Annotated in this window: 18 protein-coding genes; 6 read left to right on the top strand and 12 right to left on the bottom strand. The window is 72.8% G+C overall.

Annotation, left to right across the window (positions count from 1 at the left end; all coding sequences use genetic code 11):
• Nucleotides 1-41: 41 nt before the first annotated feature.
• Complete coding sequence (locus AB0A95_RS05295; RefSeq protein WP_357554392.1) at nucleotides 42-848, top strand: beta-phosphoglucomutase family hydrolase; 807 nt, start codon at nucleotides 42-44, stop codon at nucleotides 846-848.
• Nucleotides 845-3,223 carry a glycosyl hydrolase family 65 protein gene (locus AB0A95_RS05290; RefSeq protein WP_357554390.1) on the top strand — a complete coding sequence of 793 codons (2,379 nt, stop codon included), beginning with the start codon at nucleotides 845-847 and terminating at the stop codon, nucleotides 3,221-3,223. Before AB0A95_RS05295 ends, AB0A95_RS05290 begins: the two co-directional genes overlap by 4 nt.
• A 75-nt stretch (nucleotides 3,224-3,298) precedes the next feature.
• Here AB0A95_RS05290 and AB0A95_RS05285 read toward each other — a convergent pair whose 3' ends face one another.
• Complete coding sequence (locus AB0A95_RS05285; RefSeq protein ID WP_357072596.1) at nucleotides 3,299-3,493, bottom strand: hypothetical protein; 195 nt, start codon at nucleotides 3,491-3,493, stop codon at nucleotides 3,299-3,301.
• Between the two features lie 169 nt (nucleotides 3,494-3,662).
• Between AB0A95_RS05285 and AB0A95_RS05280 the strand changes: the two genes are divergently transcribed.
• Nucleotides 3,663-4,313, top strand: a complete 651-nt coding sequence (locus tag AB0A95_RS05280) for a hydrolase (RefSeq protein WP_357554388.1) — start codon at nucleotides 3,663-3,665, stop codon at nucleotides 4,311-4,313.
• A 3-nt stretch (nucleotides 4,314-4,316) separates the two neighbouring features.
• On the opposite strand, the gene AB0A95_RS05275 is transcribed toward AB0A95_RS05280, so the two are convergent.
• Together AB0A95_RS05275 and AB0A95_RS05270 are read right to left on the bottom strand one after the other, a co-directional pair.
• A complete protein-coding gene (locus AB0A95_RS05275; RefSeq protein WP_357554386.1) occupies nucleotides 4,317-5,420 on the bottom strand; it encodes an AI-2E family transporter in 1,104 nt (367 codons plus the stop codon).
• A 123-nt stretch (nucleotides 5,421-5,543) separates the two neighbouring features.
• Entirely contained in the window at nucleotides 5,544-6,149 is a 606-nt protein-coding gene (locus tag AB0A95_RS05270; RefSeq protein WP_357554384.1) for a hemerythrin domain-containing protein, read from the bottom strand.
• A gap of 84 nt (nucleotides 6,150-6,233) precedes the next feature.
• On the opposite strand from AB0A95_RS05270, the gene AB0A95_RS05265 reads away from it, so the two are divergent.
• Nucleotides 6,234-7,637 carry an FUSC family protein gene (locus AB0A95_RS05265; RefSeq protein WP_357554382.1) on the top strand — a complete coding sequence of 468 codons (1,404 nt, stop codon included), beginning with the start codon at nucleotides 6,234-6,236 and terminating at the stop codon, nucleotides 7,635-7,637.
• Nucleotides 7,638-7,647: 10 nt separating this feature from the next.
• Here the strand turns inward: AB0A95_RS05265 and AB0A95_RS05260 are convergent, their stop codons facing one another.
• From AB0A95_RS05260 to eccB, 8 genes are all read right to left on the bottom strand, one after another.
• Entirely contained in the window at nucleotides 7,648-8,286 is a 639-nt protein-coding gene (locus AB0A95_RS05260; protein WP_357554501.1) for a C39 family peptidase, read from the bottom strand.
• Between the two features lie 426 nt (nucleotides 8,287-8,712).
• A complete protein-coding gene (locus AB0A95_RS05255; RefSeq protein WP_357554380.1) occupies nucleotides 8,713-9,120 on the bottom strand; it encodes a TIGR03618 family F420-dependent PPOX class oxidoreductase in 408 nt (135 codons plus the stop codon).
• Between the two features lie 31 nt (nucleotides 9,121-9,151).
• A complete protein-coding gene (locus tag AB0A95_RS05250; RefSeq protein WP_357554379.1) occupies nucleotides 9,152-9,493 on the bottom strand; it encodes a YkvA family protein in 342 nt (113 codons plus the stop codon).
• A 111-nt stretch (nucleotides 9,494-9,604) separates the two neighbouring features.
• Nucleotides 9,605-10,402 (bottom strand): hypothetical protein, encoded by a 798-nt coding sequence (locus AB0A95_RS05245; RefSeq protein ID WP_357554377.1) that lies wholly within the window; start codon nucleotides 10,400-10,402, stop codon nucleotides 9,605-9,607.
• A 155-nt stretch (nucleotides 10,403-10,557) separates the two neighbouring features.
• On the bottom strand, nucleotides 10,558-10,920 hold the full coding sequence (locus tag AB0A95_RS05240) for a hypothetical protein (protein ID WP_357554376.1): 363 nt from the start codon (nucleotides 10,918-10,920) through the stop codon (nucleotides 10,558-10,560).
• A gap of 206 nt (nucleotides 10,921-11,126) precedes the next feature.
• The gene (locus AB0A95_RS05235) at nucleotides 11,127-12,392 is read right to left on the bottom strand and encodes a hypothetical protein (RefSeq protein ID WP_357554374.1); all 1,266 of its coding nucleotides are present in this window, start codon (nucleotides 12,390-12,392) and stop codon (nucleotides 11,127-11,129) included.
• Nucleotides 12,385-12,753: a hypothetical protein gene (locus AB0A95_RS05230; protein ID WP_357554372.1), complete on the bottom strand. Its 369-nt coding sequence runs from the start codon at nucleotides 12,751-12,753 to the stop codon at nucleotides 12,385-12,387. Before AB0A95_RS05230 ends, AB0A95_RS05235 begins: the two co-directional genes overlap by 8 nt.
• An 88-nt stretch (nucleotides 12,754-12,841) precedes the next feature.
• Nucleotides 12,842-14,356, bottom strand: coding sequence for a type VII secretion protein EccB (gene eccB, locus AB0A95_RS05225; RefSeq protein ID WP_357554370.1), 1,515 nt, complete (start codon nucleotides 14,354-14,356; stop codon nucleotides 12,842-12,844).
• A 161-nt stretch (nucleotides 14,357-14,517) separates the two neighbouring features.
• Between eccB and AB0A95_RS05220 the strand changes: the two genes are divergently transcribed.
• The gene (locus AB0A95_RS05220; RefSeq protein ID WP_357554369.1) at nucleotides 14,518-15,705 is read left to right on the top strand and encodes a type VII secretion protein EccE; all 1,188 of its coding nucleotides are present in this window, start codon (nucleotides 14,518-14,520) and stop codon (nucleotides 15,703-15,705) included.
• A 22-nt stretch (nucleotides 15,706-15,727) separates the two neighbouring features.
• Here the strand turns inward: AB0A95_RS05220 and eccD are convergent, their stop codons facing one another.
• Nucleotides 15,728-17,125: a type VII secretion integral membrane protein EccD gene (gene eccD, locus AB0A95_RS05215; RefSeq protein WP_357554368.1), complete on the bottom strand. Its 1,398-nt coding sequence runs from the start codon at nucleotides 17,123-17,125 to the stop codon at nucleotides 15,728-15,730.
• Nucleotides 17,126-17,291: 166 nt separating this feature from the next.
• On the opposite strand from eccD, the gene eccCa reads away from it, so the two are divergent.
• Nucleotides 17,292-21,257 (top strand): type VII secretion protein EccCa, encoded by a 3,966-nt coding sequence (gene eccCa, locus AB0A95_RS05210; RefSeq protein WP_357554366.1) that lies wholly within the window; start codon nucleotides 17,292-17,294, stop codon nucleotides 21,255-21,257.
• Nucleotides 21,258-21,421: the final 164 nt, after the last annotated feature.

Genomic DNA, 21,421 nt, shown 5'->3' with positions numbered 1-21,421 from the left:
AAACGGGTTTGCCGGCCCAGCGGGATGGATAGATTCGTACCGTGCTGGGCCTACCTGCTCACGTGACCGCCTGTCTCTTCGATCTGGACGGTGTGCTGACGCAGACCGCCCGCGTACACAACGCCGCCTGGACGCAGACGTTCGACGAGTTTCTCCGGCAGCGCGCCGCCGCTTCCGGCGAGCCGTTCCAACCCTTCGATCCCGGCCCGGACTACAACCGCTACGTCGATGGCCGACCCCGTGCCGACGGCGTCCGGTCGTTCCTCGCCTCCCGCGGCATAGTGCTGCCCGAGGGCACCCCGGACGACCCACCGGACGCCGACACCGTCAACGGCGTGGGCAACCGCAAGAACGTCCTGCTGCTCCAGCGCCTGCGCGACTCCGGCGTCGAGGTCTACCCGGGGTCGGTGCGGTACCTGAAGGCCGCTGTCACCGCCGGGCTGCGCCGAGCGGTGGTGACAGCGAGCGCCAACGGCGGCGAGGTGGTCGCCGCGGCGGGGCTCGAACCACTCCTGGAGGCCCGGGTCGACGGGCTTGTCGCCCGAGCGCAGGGGCTACGCGGAAAGCCACAGCCGGACACGTTCCTCGCCGGCGCCCGGCTGCTCGGCGTGGACCCGACGCAGGCCGCCGTCTTCGAGGACGCGCTCTCCGGGGTGGCCGCCGGCCGTGCCGGTGGCTTCGGGTACGTGGTCGGCGTGGACCGGGTCGGGCAGGCGGACGAGTTGCTCGCGCACGGCGCCGACATCGTCGTGCGGGACCTCGCCGACCTGCTCGACACCGCCGATCCGGCGGCGCCGGCACGCACCGCCGCCGCGCCGCACCCGGGCACCGAAGGGGGCCTCGCGTGATCCGGGAGCGGGCCTATCCGGTCGAGCCGTGGCACGTCCGCGAGACCCGGCTGGACATGGACGTGCTGGCCCAGTCGGAGTCGGTCTTCGCGCTCTCCAACGGGCACGTCGGGCTGCGCGGCAACCTCGACGAGGGTGAACCGCACGGCCTGCCCGGCACCTACCTCAACTCGTTCTACGAGTTGCGCCCACTGCCGTACGCGGAGGCCGGCTACGGCTTCCCCGAGTCCGGGCAGACCATCGTCAACGTCACGAACGGCAAGCTGATCCGCCTGCTCGTCGACGACGAACCACTCGACGTGCGCTACGGGGAACTGCTGGCCCACGAGCGGATCCTCGACATGCGGGCCGGCACCCTGCACCGGGAGCTGCACTGGCGCTCGCCCGCCGGCCGGGAGGTCAAGGTCCGCAGCACCCGCCTTGTCTCGTTCACCCAGCGGTCGGTCGCCGCCATCAGCTACGAGGTGGAGGCCGTTGACGGCCCGCTCCGGCTGATCGTGCAGTCCGAGCTGGTGGCCAACGAGTCGCTGCCGGCGCAGAGCAAGGACCCCCGGGTGGCGGCGGTGCTGGAGTCACCCCTGCAGGCCGAGGAGGAGCTGACCACCCCGGACGGGGGGCAGCTCATCCACCGCACCAAGGTCTCCGGGTTGCGGGTCGCCGCCGCGATGGAGCACGAGGTGCACGGCCCGGATCGCACCACCATCGAGTCCGAGGGCTACCAGGACTGGGTCCGCACCACTATCGCCTGCGTGCTCAAGCCCGGCGAGAAGCTACGGGTGATCAAGTATCTGACGTACAGCTGGTCGAGTCGGCGGTCGCTGCCGGCGCTGCGCGACCAGGTCGGCGCGGCACTGGCCGGCGCCCGGCTGGACGGCTGGGACGGGCTGCACCGGGAGCAGCGCAACTACCTCGACGCGTTCTGGGACGCGTCCGACGTGCTGGTCGAGGGTGACCCGGAGGTGCAGCAGGCGGTCCGGTTCGGTCTCTTCCACGTGCTCCAGGCCGGCGCACGCGCCGAGCAGCGGCCGATCTCGGCGAAGGGGCTGACCGGTCCCGGCTACGACGGGCACGCCTTCTGGGACACCGAGATGTTCGTCCTGCCGGTGCTGACCTACACCCAGCCGAGCGCGGTGCGCAGCGCGTTGCAGTGGCGGCACAGCACGCTGGACTCGGCGCGGGAGCGTGCCGAGACGCTCAATCTCCGGGGTGCCGCGTTCCCGTGGCGGACCATCGAGGGCCCGGAATCCTCCGGATACTGGCCGGCGGGCACGGCGGCCTTCCACATCGCCGCCGACATCGCCGATGCCGCGCGCCGCTACGTCATGGTCACCGGGGACAACCAGTTCGAGCGGGAGATCGGGCTGGAGTTGCTTGTGGAGACCGCCCGGCTGTGGCGCTCGATCGGCCACCACGACCGGCACGGCGAGTTCCACATCGACGGTGTCACCGGCCCGGACGAGTACACCGCCGTGAAGAACGACAACATCTACACCAACCTGATGGCACAACGGAACCTGCTCGCCGCCGCCGACGTGGTGGTGCGCTACCAGGACGAGGCGTTCCACCTGGGGGTCACCGACGAGGAGGCGGCGAGCTGGCGGGATGCCGCCACCTCCATGCACGTCCCCTACGACGAGGAGCTCGACGTCCACCAGCAGGTCGAGGGCTTCACCCGCCTTCAGGAGTGGGACTTCACGCACACGCCGGCGGAGAAGTATCCGCTGCTGCTGCACTACCCGTACTTCGAGCTGTACCGCAAGCAGGTGGTCAAGCAGGCCGACCTGGTCCTCGCCATGCACTGGCGCGGGGACGCGTTCACCCCGGAGCAGAAGGTCCGCAACTTCCTCTACTACGAGCGCCGGACCGTCCGCGACTCGTCGTTGTCGGCCTGCACCCAGGCGGTGCTCGCCGCCGAGGTGGGTCACCCCGAGCTGGCCCACTCCTACCTGCGCGAGGCCGCGCTGATGGACCTGCACGACCTCAACGAGAACACCCGCGACGGCGTGCACATGGCGTCGTTGGCCGGCGCCTGGCTGGCCCTGGTCAGTGGGCTCGGCGGGCTCCGGGACCACGACGGCGAGCTGTCCTTCGCGCCCCGGCTCTCCAGTCGACTCAACCGGCTGGAGTTCTCGCTCCAGTGGCGCGGGCTGTCGCTGCGGGTGGATGTCCGGCCGCACCAGACGACGTACTCACTGCGTCATGGCGGCCCGGACGACGTGGTGGAGCTGCGCCACCACGACCAGGTGCTGCGGGTGACCTGCGACGAACCGGTCACGGTGCCGGTGCCGCCGGCCGAGCCGGCCGGCCCTCCGCCCGAGCAGCCACCGGGCAGGTCGCCGCTGCTGCGGCTGCCCGAACGCGTGAACGCGCAGTGACGGTCGGGGCGGGATGTTGTCCCGCCCCGACCGCCACGACTAGTCCTGGTCAGACCGGCTCGTCGGCCCCGGCAATCAGACCGGTTCGCCGGTGGACGGCCGCCCGATCGCGTCCCGGGGCGCCGCCGCCTTCGGGTCGTCGGGCAGCCGCGCCGAGGCGGCCTGGTCCCCGAAGTCCTGATCCCCGACGTCCTGGGTGCGCTCGGCGTCCTGTTCCCGCTGGGTCCGCTCGGTCAGTTGCTGCTGCCGGGAAATCTGCTGCTTGGCCATGGCGATCCTCGCGATCCGTCGGGGCGCTGTTGCGCCGACACGGTCTGCGGTCGCTCGTCGCGTACCCGACGGTCTTTTCGGCAAACGCGGCCGGCGGCGAGGTCGTCCGGGTGCGTGCGGTGCGGTGGGTGGGGTAACCCGGCGGCAGGCGAGCACCCCGGAGGTGGGCATGGACGAGCAGCGCCGCGCTGTGACAATCCCGGTCGGGGACGCCCGACTCCCCGCCGACCTGATGCTGCCCGCTCAGTCGGTCGGTGTGGTGCTCTTCGCGCACGGCAGCGGCAGCTCCCGGCACAGCCCGCGCAACGTGGCGGTGGCCCGCACCCTGAACGGTCGCGGGCTCGCGACGGTGCTCGTGGACCTGCTCAGCCCGAGCGAGGACGAGGTGGACGCCCGCACCGCCGAGCTGCGGTTCGACATCGGGTTGCTGGCCAGCCGACTGGCCGGGATCGTCGACTGGTTGGCCGGAGAGCGTCCGGCCGGCGCCGTACCGATCGGCCTGTTCGGCGCCAGCACGGGAGCCGCCGCCGCCCTGGTCGCGGCGTCGACCCGCGCGGACCGGGTGGGTGCCGTGGTCAGTCGGGGCGGTCGGCCGGACCTGGCCGGTGCCGCGCTGGCCCAGGTGCGTACCCCGACGTTGTTGCTGGTGGGCGGCCTGGACGAGGAAGTGATCACGCTCAACGAGCGGGCGCTGGCGGAGTTGGGGGAGGTCGGCGAGCTGCGGGTGATCCCCGGTGCCACCCACCTCTTCGAGGAGCCCGGCACGCTGGAGCAGGTCGCCGAGCAGGCCGGCGGGTGGTTCACCACGCACCTCCGCTGAGGATCAGCCCGGGGACGTGCGGGCCGAGGCCGAGCGACGCTGTTGGACGGTGTCGATGACGCGCCACAGGACCGCGGTGATCGGGACGCTGACGAACGCGCCGGCTATCCCCGCGATCAGCGTGCCGGCGGTGACCGCCACCAGGATCACCGCCGGGTGCAGGCGGACCTGTCGCTTCATGACCAGCGGCTCCAGCAGGTTGCCCTCGATCTGTTGCACGGCGATCACGGCGGCCAGGGTGAGCAGTGCGGTGGTGGGGCCCTTCGCGGCCAGCGCCACCAACACCGCGACCGCACCGGCCACCGTCGCTCCGATGATCGGCACGAAACCGCCGAGGAAGGTGATCAGCGCCAGCGGCAGGGCGAGCGGCACGCGCAGCACCACCAGAGCCAACCCGATGCCCAGCGCGTCGATGGCGGCGATGAACATGGTGCCCCGGCTGTACGCGCCCAACGTCTGCCAACCGGCCCGGCCGGCCTCGGCCAGCACCGGCTGGGTCGTGCCGGACACCCGCGACAGCACCCAGTGCCACATCGACCGGCCGTCCTTGAGCAGGAAGAAGAGCAGCACCAGGGCGAGCAGCGCGGAGCCGAACACCTCGGTGGCGGTCCGCGCCCCGGCGACCGGGTCCGGCGAGCTGCCGCTGAGGCCCTGCCGGGCCTGGTCGACCAGCCGGTCCAGCTGTGCGTCGCTGACCGGCAGCGTGGACGTCACGAAGTCCCGGCTGCGCTCGACCCCCTCGGTCAACTGTTGGCTGAGCTGGTCGAACTGGCTGGCGGTCAGGTTCCACACCAGGGCGCCGACACCGACCAGGATGCCGAGCAGCAGCAGTACGGTGCACAGTGCGGCAAGCGCCGCCGGCAGACGCAGCCGGCGCAGCAGGAGCAGCACCGGGTCGAGCAGTGCGGTGAGGAAGATGGTGGCGGCCAGCGCGATGGCCAGCGGTGCCAGCAGGACGGCGATCCGGCCGAGCAGGTAGAGACCGGCGATGACCACCACCAGGCAGGCGCTCCACGACACCGCGGTCCGGACCAGCCAGGGCAGTGCCGCCCAGGTCTGGCGTGGTCCGGAGTCGCCGGTTGTCGCGTCGGGTCCCTCTGTCGCCATGTCGGTCCTCCTCGATCTCGGCGAGGTCGGTACCCAACCGGTGACGTGCTGACACCCGTACCGGTGCGCTGCCGCTGCCCGCGCGGATCGTACGCCGGCCGACGCCGCCCGGTGGGGTGTTCGTTAGTGCTGTTGCTGCTCGTGGAGTTCGTCCACCGAACTGGGCCGGCCGCTCAACGCGTCGCGTATCCGGTCGACCAGACCGATGCCGGGGGCGAGCAGCCGGTTCGCCGGTGGATGGTCCGGCGCGCCCGGATGGGGCCGGGTGGGGCCGATCCGCTTGACCGCCAGCACCCTGTCGGCCGCGTCGATCAGCTCCTCCCGGGCCGTCGCGGCACGCAGTCGGGGGAAGAGTTCGTTCTCCTCCTCCCGTACGTGCTGCCGGATGGTGTCGGTCAGGTGGGCGAGGAGTTCGTCGAAGCGGGGGTCGGACGGGTCGACGGACTCCCACTGCTTCATGGTCCGCTCGGCGTCGGCGTGCTCGGAGATCTCCCGGTCGGCGATCTCGTCACCGTCGGGCAGTGCCTTGCGCGCGATCGGATAGACGTACGCCTCCTCGGCCACCGTGTGGCGGACGAGTTCGGCGATCACCACGTCGGCGAGACGGCGGCGGTGCTCGGGGGTGCCCTGCCGGGTCTCCAACTCGACAAGGAGTGTCTCGACCTCACGATGGTCGGCGACCAGGAGGTCGACGACGTCGTGGTCGTCGGCGGTCTCTCGGTTACTCATCTGACGGCCCCTTACCGGTTGCGGATCGGTGGGAGGTGTGTGGCCCTGGTACCCCCACGGGGCTGCGCAAACCTACGGATGACGATGGGTTCCACGGTGCCGCTGGTGCCGGTGGTGCGGGGCCGGCACGGTTGCCCTGGCGCCGTCGGGGTAACCGCCGCCATGGCCGACGACCGCCCACCCGCCGACCGCGAGCAGTCGCGGCTCGACGACGCCGCCGAGCGGAGCGGCCGGGCGGTCCGGCGGGCGCGACACCGCGGCGGGAAGGCAGGCCGGATCCGGGCCCGGCAGTGGGAGGTCACTCTGGTGATCTCTCTTCAGGCCGGGTTGGCCGCGGCGATCGCCGCTCTGCTCGCCAAGCATCTGCTCGGCCCCGGCGCGCACGTCTTCGCTCCCGCCGCCGCCGTCGGAACGATCGCCACCGCCATCGGTCAGCGGGCCCGTCGGACCTTCGCGCTGCTGGCCGGAGTGGCCCTGGGCATCATCATCGGCGACACGCTGCGTTTCGTCCTCGGCTCCGGCCCGTGGCAGACCGGCGTGGTGGTCGCACTGGCCATCGCCACCGCGCTGCTGGTGGCCGGGAAGGGCGGTCCGCTTGTCGGTCAGGCCGGCGGTACCGCGGTGCTGATCGCCACGCTGGCCCCGATGGAGAGAGGCCTGGAGCTGCCCCGGATCTTCGACGCGCTGGTCGGCGGGGGTGTCGGCCTGGTGGTGGTCGCACTGCTGTTGCCGATCAACCCCCTGCGCGTGCTGGACCGGGCCGCTGCGCCGATCTACGCGACTCTCTGCGGGCAACTCGACGAGTTGTCGCACGCGATGCGGGCGCGTGACGGCGAGCGGACGATGCGCGTCCTGGAGCGGCTGCGGGACACCGACGACGACCTGAGTCGGCTGCACGACGCGCTCAGCGGCGCCGAGGAGGTGGTGACCATCGCGCCGGTCCGCTGGCACCGCCGCCAGCAGTACCACAGGTACGCCCGCACCGCGGACCACCTGGAGCGGCTGCTGCTGGACAGCCGCGGGTTGGCCCGCTGGTCGACGACCGCGTTGCAGTACGACGAGCCGATCCCACCCGAATTGCCGGACGCGATGAGCCGACTGGGCCAGGCGGTGGCAGCGATGCGGACGGAGCGCCGGGTCGGTGAGTACCCCCAGCACACCCGCCGGTTGGTCGAGCAGTGCGCCGAGTTGGCCGGGCGGGCCTCCCAGAGCGGGGTCAAGTCGTTCGGCGAGGCAATCGTCACCGGGCTGCGTACCTCGGCCAGCGACCTGCTCCGGGCGGCCGGCTACGAACCCGACGACGCCAACCGGATCGTGCGTCGGGCGGCCGGTGCCGGCGAGGCCGAGGTCCACCCACCGGTCCATCGACAACTGCGGCGGATCCGTCCGACGCGAGCCGCCCGGTTTCGTCGGCGTGCGCACCTGGCCGCCCGGATGCGCAACGATGGCCGGGCCGGCCTCCCCGCGAGGGAGAGACCGGCCCGGTGAGCTGGCTGGGTCAGGAGGAGTAGCCGCGTTCGGCGATCCAGTTGGCGACCTTCGGCAGGCTCATCCAGTACTCGCCCAGCGCCGGGTCGGCCGGGTCGGCGACCCGGAGGGTGTCACCACCGTCGCGGTAACCGACGAGGGTCAGGTAGTGGCCGCCCTCGTACGAGTGCGGGTTGCCATCGGTGTCCACTGTGGTGCCCATGATGTTGGCCACCACCGGTCGACCCGCGTCCACCGCGGCCACCACGTCCCGGCGGAGCTGCTCGACCTGGTCGGGACGGGCCACCGCGTCACGGATCTCGGTGGTCCGGTACTTGCCGCCGGTCAGTTCGTTCAGGACCCGCGTGGTGTCCAGGGCCGACGGGGTGCCCGCCTCGGTGGTGCCCAGCAGTTTGGCCACCGCGTCCTGGGAGAGCGCCTTGCCCTGGGCGGACAACGCGATCCGCGTCGCGGCGGGGCCGCAGTAGAAGAAGTTCGGCTGGGCCTGGTAGTCGATGCTGAGGATCCGCTCGGCGGACCGATCGGGCTGGCTCGACGACGTCGGCGTGGTCTGCGCCGCCTGCGCGGCCACCGCCGGGCCGAGGGCGCAACCGCCGGCGACAAGCAGGCCGACGACGGACAAACCGCTCTTCTGGACGATCGGGTTCATGATCGAGTCTCCGTTCGGGGGTTGGTGCGCCTCCGACCGGGCGGAGGGCAGCAGCACCGGGAATGGCGCTCGGCTCAGCACGGGGCGACGACCGGCGGCCGGCTGTCGGCCGTGGGCGTACCGGATGCGTAACGGGTCGGTGGTGGCTGGCATTCCGGCAGCCCGGGTGCCGCGAACAGGGGAAACGACCACCGGCGGGGTGGGATTCCGGTGGCCCCTCACGGTCCGCCGCCGGGGCGGGTGCGACCGAGCAGGATATGCCACCGCAGCGGATAAATCGGTCAGCGGGGGGTGCGTCGGCGATGGCCCGCACGCCACGGGGTCGAAGCCGCACGCCGGCAAGATCCGCACAACTTCGGGGATGTTGCTGCCTCCACCGCACTTGAGGCAGCAACATCCCCGAAGTTGTCGGCTCCTGAGCCGGAGTCAGAGGCTCCCGAGCAGACCGGTGACGGTGATCTCGATGACGACCCGTTCCGGATTCGGGCGCGGGGGTCGATACCGCTCGGCGTAGCGGCGCTCCGCGTCCGCCACGGCGGCCGGATCCGACCGCAGCACCGCGCGGCCCTCGATGGTCAGCCAGCGGCGGCCGTCCACGTGGCAGACCGCCACCGCCGCGCCCGCCGCACCGGCGGCGGCAACCTGCCGGGCCTTGCGGGAGCCGCCGGAGGTGATGACCCGGGCCAGCCCGGCCGCCGGGTCGAGGGTCACCCCGACCGGTACGACGTGCGGGGTCCCGTCCGCACGAATCGTGGTCAGCGTGGCGAGGTGCCGTTCCGCACAGAAGGCGACAACGCGCTCGTCGTGCACGTCCAACCGATGATCGCCCGCCATGCCCGTCCCCTGTTCACCGAAGCGACCCCGATCATGGCACGCTGCGACGTACGCGATCGGCGTCCGGCGGGGAATCCGGCTGGCCGGGTAGTTGGCGGCCGGCGGTCCGGCGCTGGTGCGCCAGCCGGGTTAGGTAGATCAGCGCGGCGGCCAGGACGCCCATGTCATCCAGGTAGATCGGGTCCGGCAGCACGTCCACCGGGAAGATCGTGTAGATCAGCGCACCGTAGAAGGCGACCTTGCCGCCCGCGCCGAGCCCGGTGAGCATCCGTCGCGTACGCACCACGCGCACCGCCAGCACCACGGCACCGACAAGCGTGCCGAGCGCCAGGATGCCGGCGATCACCACGAGGACCCACGCCTGTCGGGACATGCTGTCACGCTAACCCACCCGGCGTCGGGCGGCTCAGAACGGCGGGGCCGCCACGCGGCTCAGCACGCGGGAGCCGCCACGCGGCTCAGCACGCGACGACCGCCACGCGGCTCAGAACGCCGGCACCGCCGCACGGCCGCGAGCGGTCACCTTGTTCTCCCGGGTCTGCTCGACCGACGGCCGGGCAACCTCGCTGAGCGGCAGCACCGACGCCGAATCGGCCACCCGTCGCCCGGTGGCGGCGTGGGCCTCCTCGCGCAGGCTGCGGGCCGCCGCGACGGCCAACTCCGCCGCCCGCCAGGCGACCTGCTCCTGCTCCCGGGCCGCGGCGTGCCGGGCCGCCAGATTGTCCCGAATCGCCCGCCGGAGCACCAGCTCCTGCGCGACCGGGTGCAGCCGCGGGTCCCAGCCGTCGCGGTGCGCGAAGACATCGCTGAGCTGCTCCACCGACAGCTCCCGCCGCCAGTACGCGTCCAGCGCGGCACGGTGCAGGTAACGCTCGCGGTCCGCGTACTCGGCGGGGGTGCGGGCGGTCTGCGGCAGTGGCATGGCGGCTGCCGCACCGAGCCGCCGGACTGCTGCCTCCGCCGCCTCGTACGCCTCCCAGGCTGTCTCGACCGCCTCCTGCGCGGCCACCCACTCGGTGCGACGGCGCTGGGCGGTGGTGGTCGCCCGCGCGGCGGCCACCGCGACTTCCTGCGCGTAGCGGCTCTGCTCCCGCTCCTCCTGTGCCTGCTCGAGTTGGCTCGGCATTGCCGCGCGGCGGATCCGGGCACCCGGGTCGAGCCGGAGCCGGCCGGGCCGTAGCAGCAGAGCCGAGACAGCGACGCCGACCACCCCGAGCAGGCTCAGCCAGATGACGGCAGCTCGGGAGACGTCGGGTAGGGCGGCGGAAAGGATGGTTTGCATGATCAGCACCTCGCGGTCGAAGGCGGGTATCGACGGGTGGCAGAGGAGCCCGAGGAGCACCGGTCGGCCGGGTGCCGGGGTCAGACCCGTCGGGGGCGACTCAGCCGCCGCGACGGATTACCCGGGACCGGGCCCCGGAGTGTGCCGGGCCAGGATCAGCGGGTGGGTGGGCCGCGTCGGGCGGGAGCGCCACGGCCGGGATCGAGGGCCGGCGCATGACCCGGGCCCTGGACGATCGGCCCGGCCGGTGCGGCGGTGTCGACCTGGCCGGTCGGTCGGGCGGCAGCGGGCTGCGCCACCGACCGCTCGGTGACCGGCGTGGCATCGGGGCGGACACTTGCCACCCGGCTGCTCACGGCACTGGGCCGCAGCTGCGTCGAGGCGGGCGGTGGGGTCGCGGCGAGGGCGCCGCCCAGGCCGACCGCGAGCACCAGCGCGGTGATCGCCAGCCGGGTCAGCTCACGCAGTGACCGCAGCACAGCCCAGCGGGCCGGGCGGACGAACACTGCGGACGACACCCCACCAACCTATCGCCTGCCCCGGCATGCCGCAGCACGGCGACGGCCCGGTCCGGCGTGACCGCCACCACCCCGCACACAGTGGACGACGACTGTCACAGCCGGAAACGGGCGGTGCCCCCGGCCGGATCGGTCCGATCGGGGGCACCGCGCGTCGTTCGGTTGGCGTCGCCGGTGACGAATGGTCGCCCCGCGGCGGGTCGTGGTCAGCCGCCGGAGCCGAGCACCGGCGGCGCGGCGTCCGCGCCGTCGCCCCACACCATCTCGTCCTCGGTCAACCAGGTCAGCCGCTCGTCGGAGTCGTCGTCCTCCGACCGACCCCGCCCGCCCAGCACCCCGGAGCCGTTGCGGGCCGAGCCACCGGTCGTCGCGGCCCGGCCGCCGCTGCCGCCACGCTGGCCGTCCATGCTGCGCCCGATGCCGTTGGCGGAGCGGGCTTCGGCCGGGGGCGCTCCACCGGACGGACGAGCCGAGGTGGTGGGCGTGCCGCTCGAACCGGCGAGCGCGGCGGTGCGCAGGACACCGCCGGCCGGTGACCCGCCCGGCGTGCCGTAGAGCAGCCCGGGGCCGACGCCCGCGCTGGCCGGCACCGTGGCCGACCCGGTCAGACCGGCCAGCCCGGCGGCGGCGCCCCCGGTGAGCAGTGCGCCGCCGACAAGCGGATCCGCGCCGGCGAGGACGGTGCCGCGGGAGTCGTAGTCGCTGACAGCGCCGAGCGGGCCGGTGGTCACGGCGGGCCTGCCACCGGTGCCCGAGCCGTCACCGACGCCAGGTGGCGGGGCGGCGCGCTCAAGCCTCGAGACTGTCGCGTCGCCGGTGTGCGCGGTGACGTTGCTGCTGCCGGGCCCGGCGCTCGCCTTGGCGACGGCCGAAACGCTCTGTGGCGTCGTCGGCTCCGTGTTGATCCGGTTCGGGGTGTCCGGGTCGGGCAGCGGGGGGTCGACCACCCGGTCGTACGCGGAGATCTCGTAGCCGCTGGCCAACTCGGCCACCAGGTTGACCATCCGCTGGTGGGCCTTCTCCTGCTCCTGCTTGTCCTGCTGGTGACCGACGATGCCCATGACCATCGCACCGGGCAGACCGAAGGTGACGGCACCCTTGATCGTGCCGGAGATCGCCTTGTCGTTGTCGTCGGTCTCCTCGGGGCTCTCGGCCTCCTTGTGGGCGGTGCGCAGGTGCTCGGCCATCATGGTCAGCCCCTGCTTGATGCCCGCCATCCCCTCGCCCAACGCGTCGGAGTGGGCGACGATCAGACTGAGCCGCCGGTGGAACTCCCGGCCGGCCGAGCCCGTCCAGGTGTTGCCGAGCTTTTCCAGGTCGCCGCTCAACTCCCGGCCGAGACCGTCGAGGACGCCCTTGAGCTCGGCCCACTGGGCGGCGACGCCCTCGATCTGCTCCGGCTTGCCGGCCATCACGCCGTCGTACAGCTCCTGGTGGCTGCTGCCCTGGTAGCGCTGGGTGTACTCAGACACTGCCGTTCTCCTTCGGCTGCAACGCCCGATCGACACCGGACAGCGCGGCGGTCACGTCGGTGGCGTTGGCGGCGTTGCGCGCCTCGGCGGTGCGGTAGTTGGTCAGGATCGTGCTCGTCGCCTGCTGCGCGGCCAGCACCGCCTGCCGGATCCGCTCGGCCTGGTCGACATAGGACTGGTGGACCTCGGTGTAGCGACGCGCCTTGTCGGTGGCGTCGAAGAAAGCACCAAGTGCCGGAGGGCGGCACTGCATCTCGGAGTTGAGCTTGCGCAGCACCGTCTCGACCTGACTCAACCGCGACGCGAGGTGCTGGTGAAAGTCCTCAAGGGACAGCAGGTCGACTTCCGTACGCCCGGTCATGGCAACATCCCCGTCGTTCTGGTTGACAACCGTCAGCGACATTCAGGTTAGTCCACAGCCGCGATTCGGTGCGACCCGTCGCGGCTGCTCAGCCGGCGGCCCCGGTCGATCCCCCGGGCATCCCGCCGCCCGCCCCGCCGGCCGGTGGGGCTGCCGGCGGGGGCGCGGCTGCCGGCGGTGCGGCAGGTGCCGGTGCGTCGGGCGAGAAGACGGCCATCGCGTCCTCCTGGGTCAGGGTGGGCCCGGTCGGGATCAGTGCGAGCAGCGAGCCGGGCACCGCGAGCGGGGTGACCCCGCCGTAGCCGAGCACAGCCAGGGTCTCCGCCGAGCCGAGCGGGTACCGGATGCCCTGCGGGCTGATCAGGTAGATCGTCGACCCGGCGGCACCGGACCCGCTGGTCCCGGCACCGGGCGAGGCCTGCGCGATGACGCCCTTGCCACCGGGCAGCAGCACCGCCTCGGCGGTGCGTACGGCGTCCCGCCTGGTCTGGGGCACCGGCACCGGCCCCGGGTCGCTCGCGGTCAGCTCGGTCGGCGCCCGGTCGAACACTTCCAGGGTGGTGGTCGGCGGGCCGCCCGCGCTGCCCGCCCGGTACGTCGCGCAGAGCGCGGTCTGACCGGGCCTGGCCGGGTAGACGGCGGGCAGCGTCGCCGGCAGCCCCTCCTCGTCCACCCGCTGCTCGACGTACAGTTCGCCGGCCTGGTCCGGGGTGATGTCGGTGATCTGGCCACCGCCCCGGACCATCAACAGAGCGGTGATCTCACTGACCGGGGCGAGACCCTCCCGGGTCAACACGTAGTGCTGCCCGGCGGCGCTGAACACCTGACCGATGACCGCCGGTCGGCCGGCCACCCTGCGTACGCTGCTCTCCCCCTCGCCGGGCAGTGCCGGCTTGCGCAGCGGTGGCCCGGCCGGCACGGCGTTGAGCAGTTGCTGACCGACCCGTAGCGGAGTGGCGCGGGACATCTTCAGCGCCGTGATCGTCGGGTCCCCGTCAAGCACCTGGAGTCGGGTGTTGTTGGCGAGCAGGTAGCGCTGACCGTCCACCTCGACAAGCACCGAACGGTCACCCAGCGGCACGCCGCCGGACAGCGCCCGGTCGATCACCACCTTGGTGCTGGAGCGCGCGGGGTCGACCGGGTCGGGCACGTCGCAGACCGACCAGGGCAGGCCGGTCAGCGACTTGCGGTCCGGCAGGGCGTCCGGTGCCCCGACGATGCCGAGGGTGAGCCCGCGCGGCCGGTCCCGCAGTGCGGCCTGGGACATCGTCCGCGCCGTCGCATCCGGCTTGTTCAGCACCAGACGGGCCGAGGTGTAGTTGAGCGTCGGATGCAGCCGCCCGTTCAGGAACACGTACGTCGCGCCGGTCTCCCGTTCGATGACCAGGGTCTGGTCGTTCAGTGGCGCGGTGCCACCGGTGAACTGGCCGTAGGCGCCAACCCCACCCAGCACGACGGCCGCGGTGATGACACTGCCGAAGACGGCCATGCCGAGCCGTCGCATCGGCAGGTTGGTGGTCTCCGGGTCGCCCGACAGCAGCGCGGAGACGATCCGGCGGGTGACGAAGCGGTACGCCTGCACCTGATCGCGGCGGGTCCGCATGACTTACCTCCGGCAGGGTGGATCCGCGACGATCAGGTCGGGGCGCCGTCGCGGGCTTCCCTACGATAAGGGGCCGACGGAGGTTCGTCGGGACCACCGCTCGTGGCCGGCACCGGACCGACCCGGTGCCCAGCCGTGCCGTGCAGGAGGGACAGTCAGCGATGACGCAGGTTCAGGTGCGACAAGCCCGAGCGGCCACGGCCCCGTCCGACGGGGCGACGCGACCGACGCCGCCGATCGACCGACCCGGCCGTGGACGCGTCGGTCCGGTGCTCGTCGGGCAGCTCGTCGTACTGGAGTTGTGCGTGGTCGGCGTGTGGGCCGCGTCGGCCGGGCCCAGCTGGCTGCTCGGCGCGGCGACCGCTGTGGCGGTGCTGATCCTCGCCGCGACCTTCGCCCGCCGAGGGGGCCTCTGGTGGTTCGAGGACCTGCTGCTGCGGGGGCGGTTGCGGCGGCGCGGCGAGCGCGCGTCGGCCGCGCTGGGCGGCGGCACGGCCGGCGACCCACGGTTGGCCCCGCTCGCCCCCGAGCTGAGCGTGATCGAGTTGACCGACCGCGGCACCCGGCTCGGCATCGGGCGCGACGACGAGGGGTGGTTCGCGGCGGTCGCACTACAGCCCACCGGCGGGGCGACCGCCGGTTCGGTGGAGGCGTCCACGGTGGACGAGGTGTTGCGGGTGCTCACGGACTTCAGCGCCCCGGTCTCGCGTACCCAGGTGGTCGCACACACCCTGGTCTGGTACCCGGCGCCCGGCGCTCCGCCGGCGGCGCACCGGACCGTCTGGGTGGCGCTGCGGCTGACCGTCGGCGACGCGCGGGCCGAGGCGGTGAGCCGGGGCGGCGGGCTCGCCGGCGTGCACCGGACGGTGGCCGCCGGGATCGGTCGGCTGGGAAAGGCGCTGACCTCGGCGGGCCTGGCCCATCGACCGCTCACCCGCGACGAGCTGCGCGCGGCCATCGTCTCGGCCGCCGGGCTGGACCTGGGGCCGGAGGTGCCGGCGGAGACCTGGCAAGGGTTGCGCGGCGGCGGCTGGACCCACCGTTGTCTGGTGCTGCGTGGCCGAACGGAGGTGCCGCTCGGCCCGCTCGTGGAAGCGGTCACCGCGACCTCCGCGCCGTCGCACACGGTGGCCACGACGGTGTCGGCCGACGGCCGGGTGGCGTCGCCGCTGCTGCGGGTCGCGGCGATGGACAACCACGTCGAGGCGTTGGTCAAGGTGGTCCGGGACATCGCGCAACGCACCGGCACGTCCACCCGGGCCATGGACGGTCAGCACGGACCGGGCGTCTACGCCACCGCGCCCGTCGCGTCGGCGCTGGGCGCCACCACCCGTCCGCAACAGCGCTGACCGGTGTCGCGACCGGGGGCGGTCAGGGCCGGAGGTTGACGATCCAGCCGTAGAGCCCGCAGACCCAGAAGGCGAGCGGAACCAGCGAGATGATCAGCATGATCTCGGCGATGTCGAGCAGCCGGCCCCAGACCGGCGAGATGCGCTTGCCGGCGACGGTCAGGCCGTAGATCAGGCTGACCACCGCGGCCAACACCAGCCCGCCGAGGATCAGGCCGAGCTGGACCGGCAGCGACCCGCCGGCGAAGGTCGTCGCGGCGGCCAGGCCCAACCCCACGGTGCCGGCCAGCAGCACGGGGGTGCGCTGGGCGCGGCCCAGCAGCGGTCGGGCCCGCAGCAGCGACAGCAGAGCCAGCACCAGACACAGCAGCACCGCCGACAACCGCCCGTCCAGGGCGAGCACGATCTGCGCGCCGAGCACAAGTACCGAGACGGTCCACAGCAGACCCGTCATGAACTGGTCGGCGCGTTCGCTGCGCTGGAGCACCTGCCGGCCGTCGACGGACTCGCTGTCGGTCTTCAGGTCCTCCGGGCCCGTCGGGATCGAGGGCACCGGCAGTCGCGCCAGCCGGTAGGCAGCCATCGGCAGTGCCGGCACCACGGCGAACGCGACAGCCGCCACCACCGCGGCGGAGGCCGGCGCGTCGAGGTCGAGGACCAGGCTGAGCAACGCGCCCAACCCGGTCGCGGCCGCCACCCCGATCGCGGCGAAGAAGAGCGGATACCTGTCACCGACCGCGAGCACGGCGACCGCACCGGCGACCACCGCCGCTGTCGCGGCGAGCAGGACGTGCGGGCTGGCCAGCTCGGTCAGTGGGCGATCGCCGGCGAGCAGCAACAGGCCGCCGACGGCGGCATGCCCCAGGGCGACCATGGCCAGCACCGCGCCGGTGCGGCTGTCCCCGGCGGCCCGGGACAGCACCGCCGAGCCGACAAGCAACGCCACCGCCACCAGCAGGGCGGCCAGCGCGCCAGGCAGGTGCGGCGGGCCCGCGAAGAGCGCGGCGAGCGCGCCGGCGCCGAGCGCCGACGCCGCGAACACCACAGCGAAGGACCGGGTCGCGCCGACCTGCCAGGCACCGGGGCGTTGGTTGGTCGCGGTGGCGACGGCATCCACCACGTCGTCGAACACGATCTCCGGGGCCGCCGCGGACCGGGGGTTGAAGTAGAGCACCTCACCGTCGCGGACACTGAGCTGCGCGGCGGTACGACCACCGTCCAGCGGCGCACCACCCAACCTGGACAGTGCCCAGCCGCCGTGCCGCGCCCCCTCGTCGGCCATGTCCTCGCCCGCGTACAGCAGCAGGGTGGGCAGCAGGTCGGCCATCGGCACGTCCGACGGCAGGGCCAGGTCCATCCGGGTACGGGGAGCCACGATGGTGATCCGGCTCAGCCCACCGGTCGCCGTCTTCGTCGCCACAGTGGCCTCCAGGTGTGCGTCGGTGTTCGGCTGGCCGGGTTGCCGCGCTGCGGGACCACCGCGCCCACGGCAGATTACCTACGATGGCGGACGCGTACGATGCCCACCCGCGGGCTCCGGCCCGCGGCGGCACGTCATCGGGCCGCTTCTGGGGGAGGAGACAGCCGTGAGCACTGTGGTGTTCCGCCGGCTCCCGCGTCAGCCGGGACCGGCTCTACCGCGCGGTGAGGTGCTGCTGGAGTCCCCTCCCGAGCTGCCCGAGCCGACGCCCCGCGGGATGGGGCAGCTGCTCATGATCCTGCCGATGTTCTGCGGGGTCGGCGCGATGGCGTTCCTCTACGCCGGCAAGGGCGGCGGCATGATGACGTACGTCGCAGGTGGCCTCTTCGGCGTCTCGATGCTCGGCATGGCGATCGGCTCGCTGGCCAACAACGGTGGCAAGGACAAGGCCGAACTGAACGCCGACCGGCGCGACTACATGCGCTACCTGGCCCAGATGCGCAAGCGCACCCGACGTGCCGCCGAGCAGCAGCGGGCGGCGATGACCTGGCGGCACCCGGAGCCGGACGCGCTCTGGTCGATCGCGGCGTCCCGGCGACTCTGGGAGCGACGGACCACCGAGGACGACTTCGGCGAGACCCGGATCGCGCTCGGCCCGCAGCGCCTGGCTGTGGAGATCGTCCCGCCGGAGACGAAGCCGGTGGAGGACCTGGAGCCGATGAGCGCCATCGCGCTGCGCCGGTTCGTCCGCGCCCACTCCACAGTCCCGGAGTTGCCGACCGCGTTGTCGGTGCGCGCGTTCAGCCGGGTGGTGCTGCGGGGCGACCGCGGGCCCGTGCTCGACCTGACCCGGGCGGCACTCGGGCAGTTGGTCACCTTCCACGCCCCGGACGACCTGGTGGTCGCGGTTGTCGCCGCGCCCGACCGGCAGCCCTCCTGGAACTGGGTGAAGTGGCTGCCGCACGCGCACCACGGTGCCCGGACCGACGCCGCCGGCGCCCGTCGGCTGGTCTTCGCCAGTCTCGCCGAGGCCGAGGCGTCGCTCGCCGCCGAGTTGGCCGGACGGCCCCGGTTCGCGCCCGAGGCGAAGCCGCTGACCACCGCCCCGCACCTGGTCGTGGTGATCGACGGCGGTGAGGTCTCGCCGACCTGCCAACTGGTGGGTCCGGGGCTGCTCGGCACCACGGTGATCGACCTCTCCGGGACGGTGCCCCGCGACGCCGGTCGCTGGCTGCTCTGCCTCGACGCGGCCGACGGCAGGTCGCTCGACCTGGTGCGCGGCAGCTCGTCGTCGCCACTGGGTCGCCCCGACCAGCTCAGCGCCGAGGCGGCCGAGGGGCTGGCCCGGCAGATCGCCCCCTACCGACTCTCCCAGCAGCAGGCCAGCAGCGACGAGCCGTTGGCCCGCAGCACGGAGCTGCCGGACCTGCTCGGCGTGGGCGACGCCGCGACAGTGGACGTGCAGCACACCTGGCGCCCGCGCGGTCACCGGGACCGGCTGCGCATCCCGCTCGGCGTCGGCCCGGACGGCAACGTGGTCGAGCTCGACTTCAAGGAGTCGGCGCACGAGGGCATGGGCCCGCACGGCCTGGTGATCGGCGCCACCGGCTCCGGCAAGAGCGAGCTGCTCCGGACGGTGGTGGCCGCCCTGGCGGTGACCCACTCGTCGGAGGAGCTCAACTTCGTCCTTGTGGACTTCAAGGGCGGCGCGACGTTCGCCTCGTTGGAGGCGCTGCCGCACACCAGCGCGGTGATCACCAACCTGGCCGACGAGCTGCCGCTCGTCGACCGCATGCGCGACGCGCTCGCCGGCGAGATGGTGCGCCGGCAGGAGTTGCTGCGGGCCGCGGGCAACTACGTCTCCCGCTTCGAGTACGAGAAGGCGCGGGCCGCCGGTGAACCGCTGGCCCCGATGCCCAGCCTGCTGATCATCTGTGACGAGTTCAGCGAGCTGCTCGCCGCCAAACCCGACTTCATCGACCTGTTCGTGATGATCGGCCGGTTGGGCCGGTCGCTGGGCGTGCACCTGCTGCTGGCCAGTCAGCGACTCGAAGAGGGCAAGCTGCGTGGCCTGGACACCCACCTGTCGTACCGGATCGGTCTGCGGACCTTCTCGGCCGTGGAGAGCCGGATCGTGCTCGGCGTGCCGGACGCGTACGAGCTGCCGAACGCGCCGGGCCACGGTTACCTGAAGACGGACACCAGCACCATGCTGCGGTTCCGGGCCGCGTACGTGTCCGGGGCGTACCGGGCGCCGGGGCAGCAGGCCGCCGCGTCACAGGCGCTCGTGCAGCGCAGGATCGTGCCGTACGGCCTGGACTTCGTCGCGGCACAGCTCCCGCAGATGCCGGTGGACACCGCGCCGGAGCCCGAGCAGCCGGCCGACGGCAAGGCCGTGGCGATGCTCGACGTGCTGATCGGCCAGCTCAAGGGTCGGGGCCGTCCGGCACACCAGGTGTGGCTTCCACCGCTGGCCGACCCGCCGGGCCTGGGTGAGCTGCTCGGCCCGTTGGCCGTCGACCCGACCTACGGGTTGTGCACCGCGTCCTGGCCCGGGCGCGGGCGGCTGACAGTGCCGGTCGGGGTGGTGGACCGCCCGTACGAGCAGCGCCGTGACCCGATGATGGTCGAGCTGGCCGGGGCCGGCGGCAACGTGGTCATCGTCGGCCGGTCGTTGAGTGGCAAGAGCACGATGCTGCGTACGCTGCTCGCCTCGCTGGCGCTCACCCACACACCACGTGAGGTGCAGTTCTTCTGCCTGGACTTCGGCGGAGGCGCGCTGCGCAGCCTGGAGCGCCTGCCGCACCTGGCCGGGGTCGCCGGTCGCCGGGACGTCGAGGCGGTCCGCCGGACGGTGGCCGAGGTGGTCGCCATCCTGGACGACCGGGAGACGCGCTTCGCCCAGCACGGCATCGACTCGGTGGCCAGTTACCGTCGTCGCCGGGCGGCCGGCGAGTTCGCCGACGACCCGTTCGGTGACGTGTTCCTGGTGGTGGATGGTTGGAACACGGTGCGCCAGGAGTACGAGGAGCTGGAGCAGACCATCACCACGCTTGCCAACCGGGGCCTCGGTTTCGGCGTGCACGTGGTGCTCACCGCGGTGCGGTGGGCGGAGATCCGGATCAACATGCGTGATCTGCTCGGCACCAAGCTGGAGCTGCGTCTCGGTGACGCGTCCGAGTCCGAGATCGACCGTCGCGCGGCGATGAACGTGCCGGAGAAGGCGCCCGGCCGTGGCCTGACCCGCGACAAGCTGCACTTCCTCACCGCCGTCTCGCGGCTCGATGGTCGTCGGGACATCGACGACCTGGGCGAGGCGTCGGTGGCCCTGGCCGGGCACGTGGCCGCCAACTGGCCGGGTCGTCCGGCGCCGAAGGTGCGGCTGCTGCCGCGCCGGCTGCCGGTGGCCGAGCTGGCCCGGATCATCGATCGGTCGGCGCCCGGTCTGCCGATCGGCGTCAACGAGTCGGCGCTCGCGCCGGTCTACCTGGATCTGGCCAACGAGCCGCACCTGACGGTCTTCGGCGACGCCGAGTGCGGCAAGACCAACCTGCTGCGGCTGATCGCCCGGGGCATCACCGAGCGGTACACGCCCGCGCAGGCGCGGCTGGTGATCGCCGACTACCGGCGTGGCCTGCTGGGCGCGGTGGAGGGCGATCACCTGCTCGACTACGCCCCGTCCAACCAGGCGTTCGCGCAGGGGCTCGCGTCGATCCGCAGCGCGCTGTCCAACCGGCTGCCCGGCCCGGACGTGACCACCGCCCAGCTGCGCGATCGCAGCTGGTGGAAGGGCCCGGACCTGTACATCCTGGTGGACGACTACGACCTGGTGGCCTCCGGTGGCAGCAACCCGCTCAGCGCCCTACAGGAGTTGCTGCCGCAGGCGCGCGACATCGGCCTGCACCTGATCGTCACCCGTCGCGTCGGCGGCGTGTCCAGGGCGCTCTACGAGCCGGTGCTCCAGCGGCTGCGCGAACTGGACTCGCCGGGTCTGCTGATGTCCGGCAACCGGGAGGAGGGCGCCGTCTTCGGCACCCTGCGACCGAGCCCGCAACCGCCGGGCCGGGGCACCCTCGTCCGCCGACGCGATGGCCAACAGCTGATTCAGACCGCCTGGTCCGATCCGTCCTGACGGGACGGTCAGGGCTGGGCTGGTTCGGTAACGCGCGGCGTACCGCCACATCCGACGGGAAGCCCCCGTGGGCACATCGTGGACGCCGGGCGCCGGGTTGGGTGCCGGTCTCGACGGGCTGCTGCGCCAGGCGGCCTGATCCGATCCACCGGCATCCATCGGAT

Origin of the sequence: Micromonospora sp. NPDC049230, from assembly GCF_040647875.1 — a bacterium.
GTDB lineage: Bacteria > Actinomycetota > Actinomycetes > Mycobacteriales > Micromonosporaceae > Micromonospora.
This window is presented reverse-complemented; position numbering and strand designations above follow the sequence as displayed.

Excerpts from the sequence above, each read along its gene's own strand:
- AB0A95_RS05285 (WP_357072596.1), bottom strand. The coding sequence starts at position 3,493 with ATGGCCAAGCAGCAGATTTCCCGGCAGCAGCAACTGACCGAGCGGACC.
- AB0A95_RS05280 (WP_357554388.1), top strand. The coding sequence starts at position 3,663 with ATGGACGAGCAGCGCCGCGCTGTGACAATCCCGGTCGGGGACGCCCGA.
- AB0A95_RS05275 (WP_357554386.1), bottom strand. The coding sequence starts at position 5,420 with ATGGCGACAGAGGGACCCGACGCGACAACCGGCGACTCCGGACCACGC.
- AB0A95_RS05270 (WP_357554384.1), bottom strand. The coding sequence starts at position 6,149 with ATGAGTAACCGAGAGACCGCCGACGACCACGACGTCGTCGACCTCCTG.
- AB0A95_RS05265 (WP_357554382.1), top strand. The coding sequence starts at position 6,234 with ATGGGTTCCACGGTGCCGCTGGTGCCGGTGGTGCGGGGCCGGCACGGT.
- AB0A95_RS05260 (WP_357554501.1), bottom strand. The coding sequence starts at position 8,286 with ATGAACCCGATCGTCCAGAAGAGCGGTTTGTCCGTCGTCGGCCTGCTT.
- AB0A95_RS05255 (WP_357554380.1), bottom strand. The coding sequence starts at position 9,120 with ATGGCGGGCGATCATCGGTTGGACGTGCACGACGAGCGCGTTGTCGCC.
- AB0A95_RS05250 (WP_357554379.1), bottom strand. The coding sequence starts at position 9,493 with ATGTCCCGACAGGCGTGGGTCCTCGTGGTGATCGCCGGCATCCTGGCG.
- AB0A95_RS05245 (WP_357554377.1), bottom strand. The coding sequence starts at position 10,402 with ATGCAAACCATCCTTTCCGCCGCCCTACCCGACGTCTCCCGAGCTGCC.
- AB0A95_RS05230 (WP_357554372.1), bottom strand. The coding sequence starts at position 12,753 with ATGACCGGGCGTACGGAAGTCGACCTGCTGTCCCTTGAGGACTTTCAC.
- eccB (WP_357554370.1), bottom strand. The coding sequence starts at position 14,356 with ATGCGGACCCGCCGCGATCAGGTGCAGGCGTACCGCTTCGTCACCCGC.
- AB0A95_RS05220 (WP_357554369.1), top strand. The coding sequence starts at position 14,518 with ATGACGCAGGTTCAGGTGCGACAAGCCCGAGCGGCCACGGCCCCGTCC.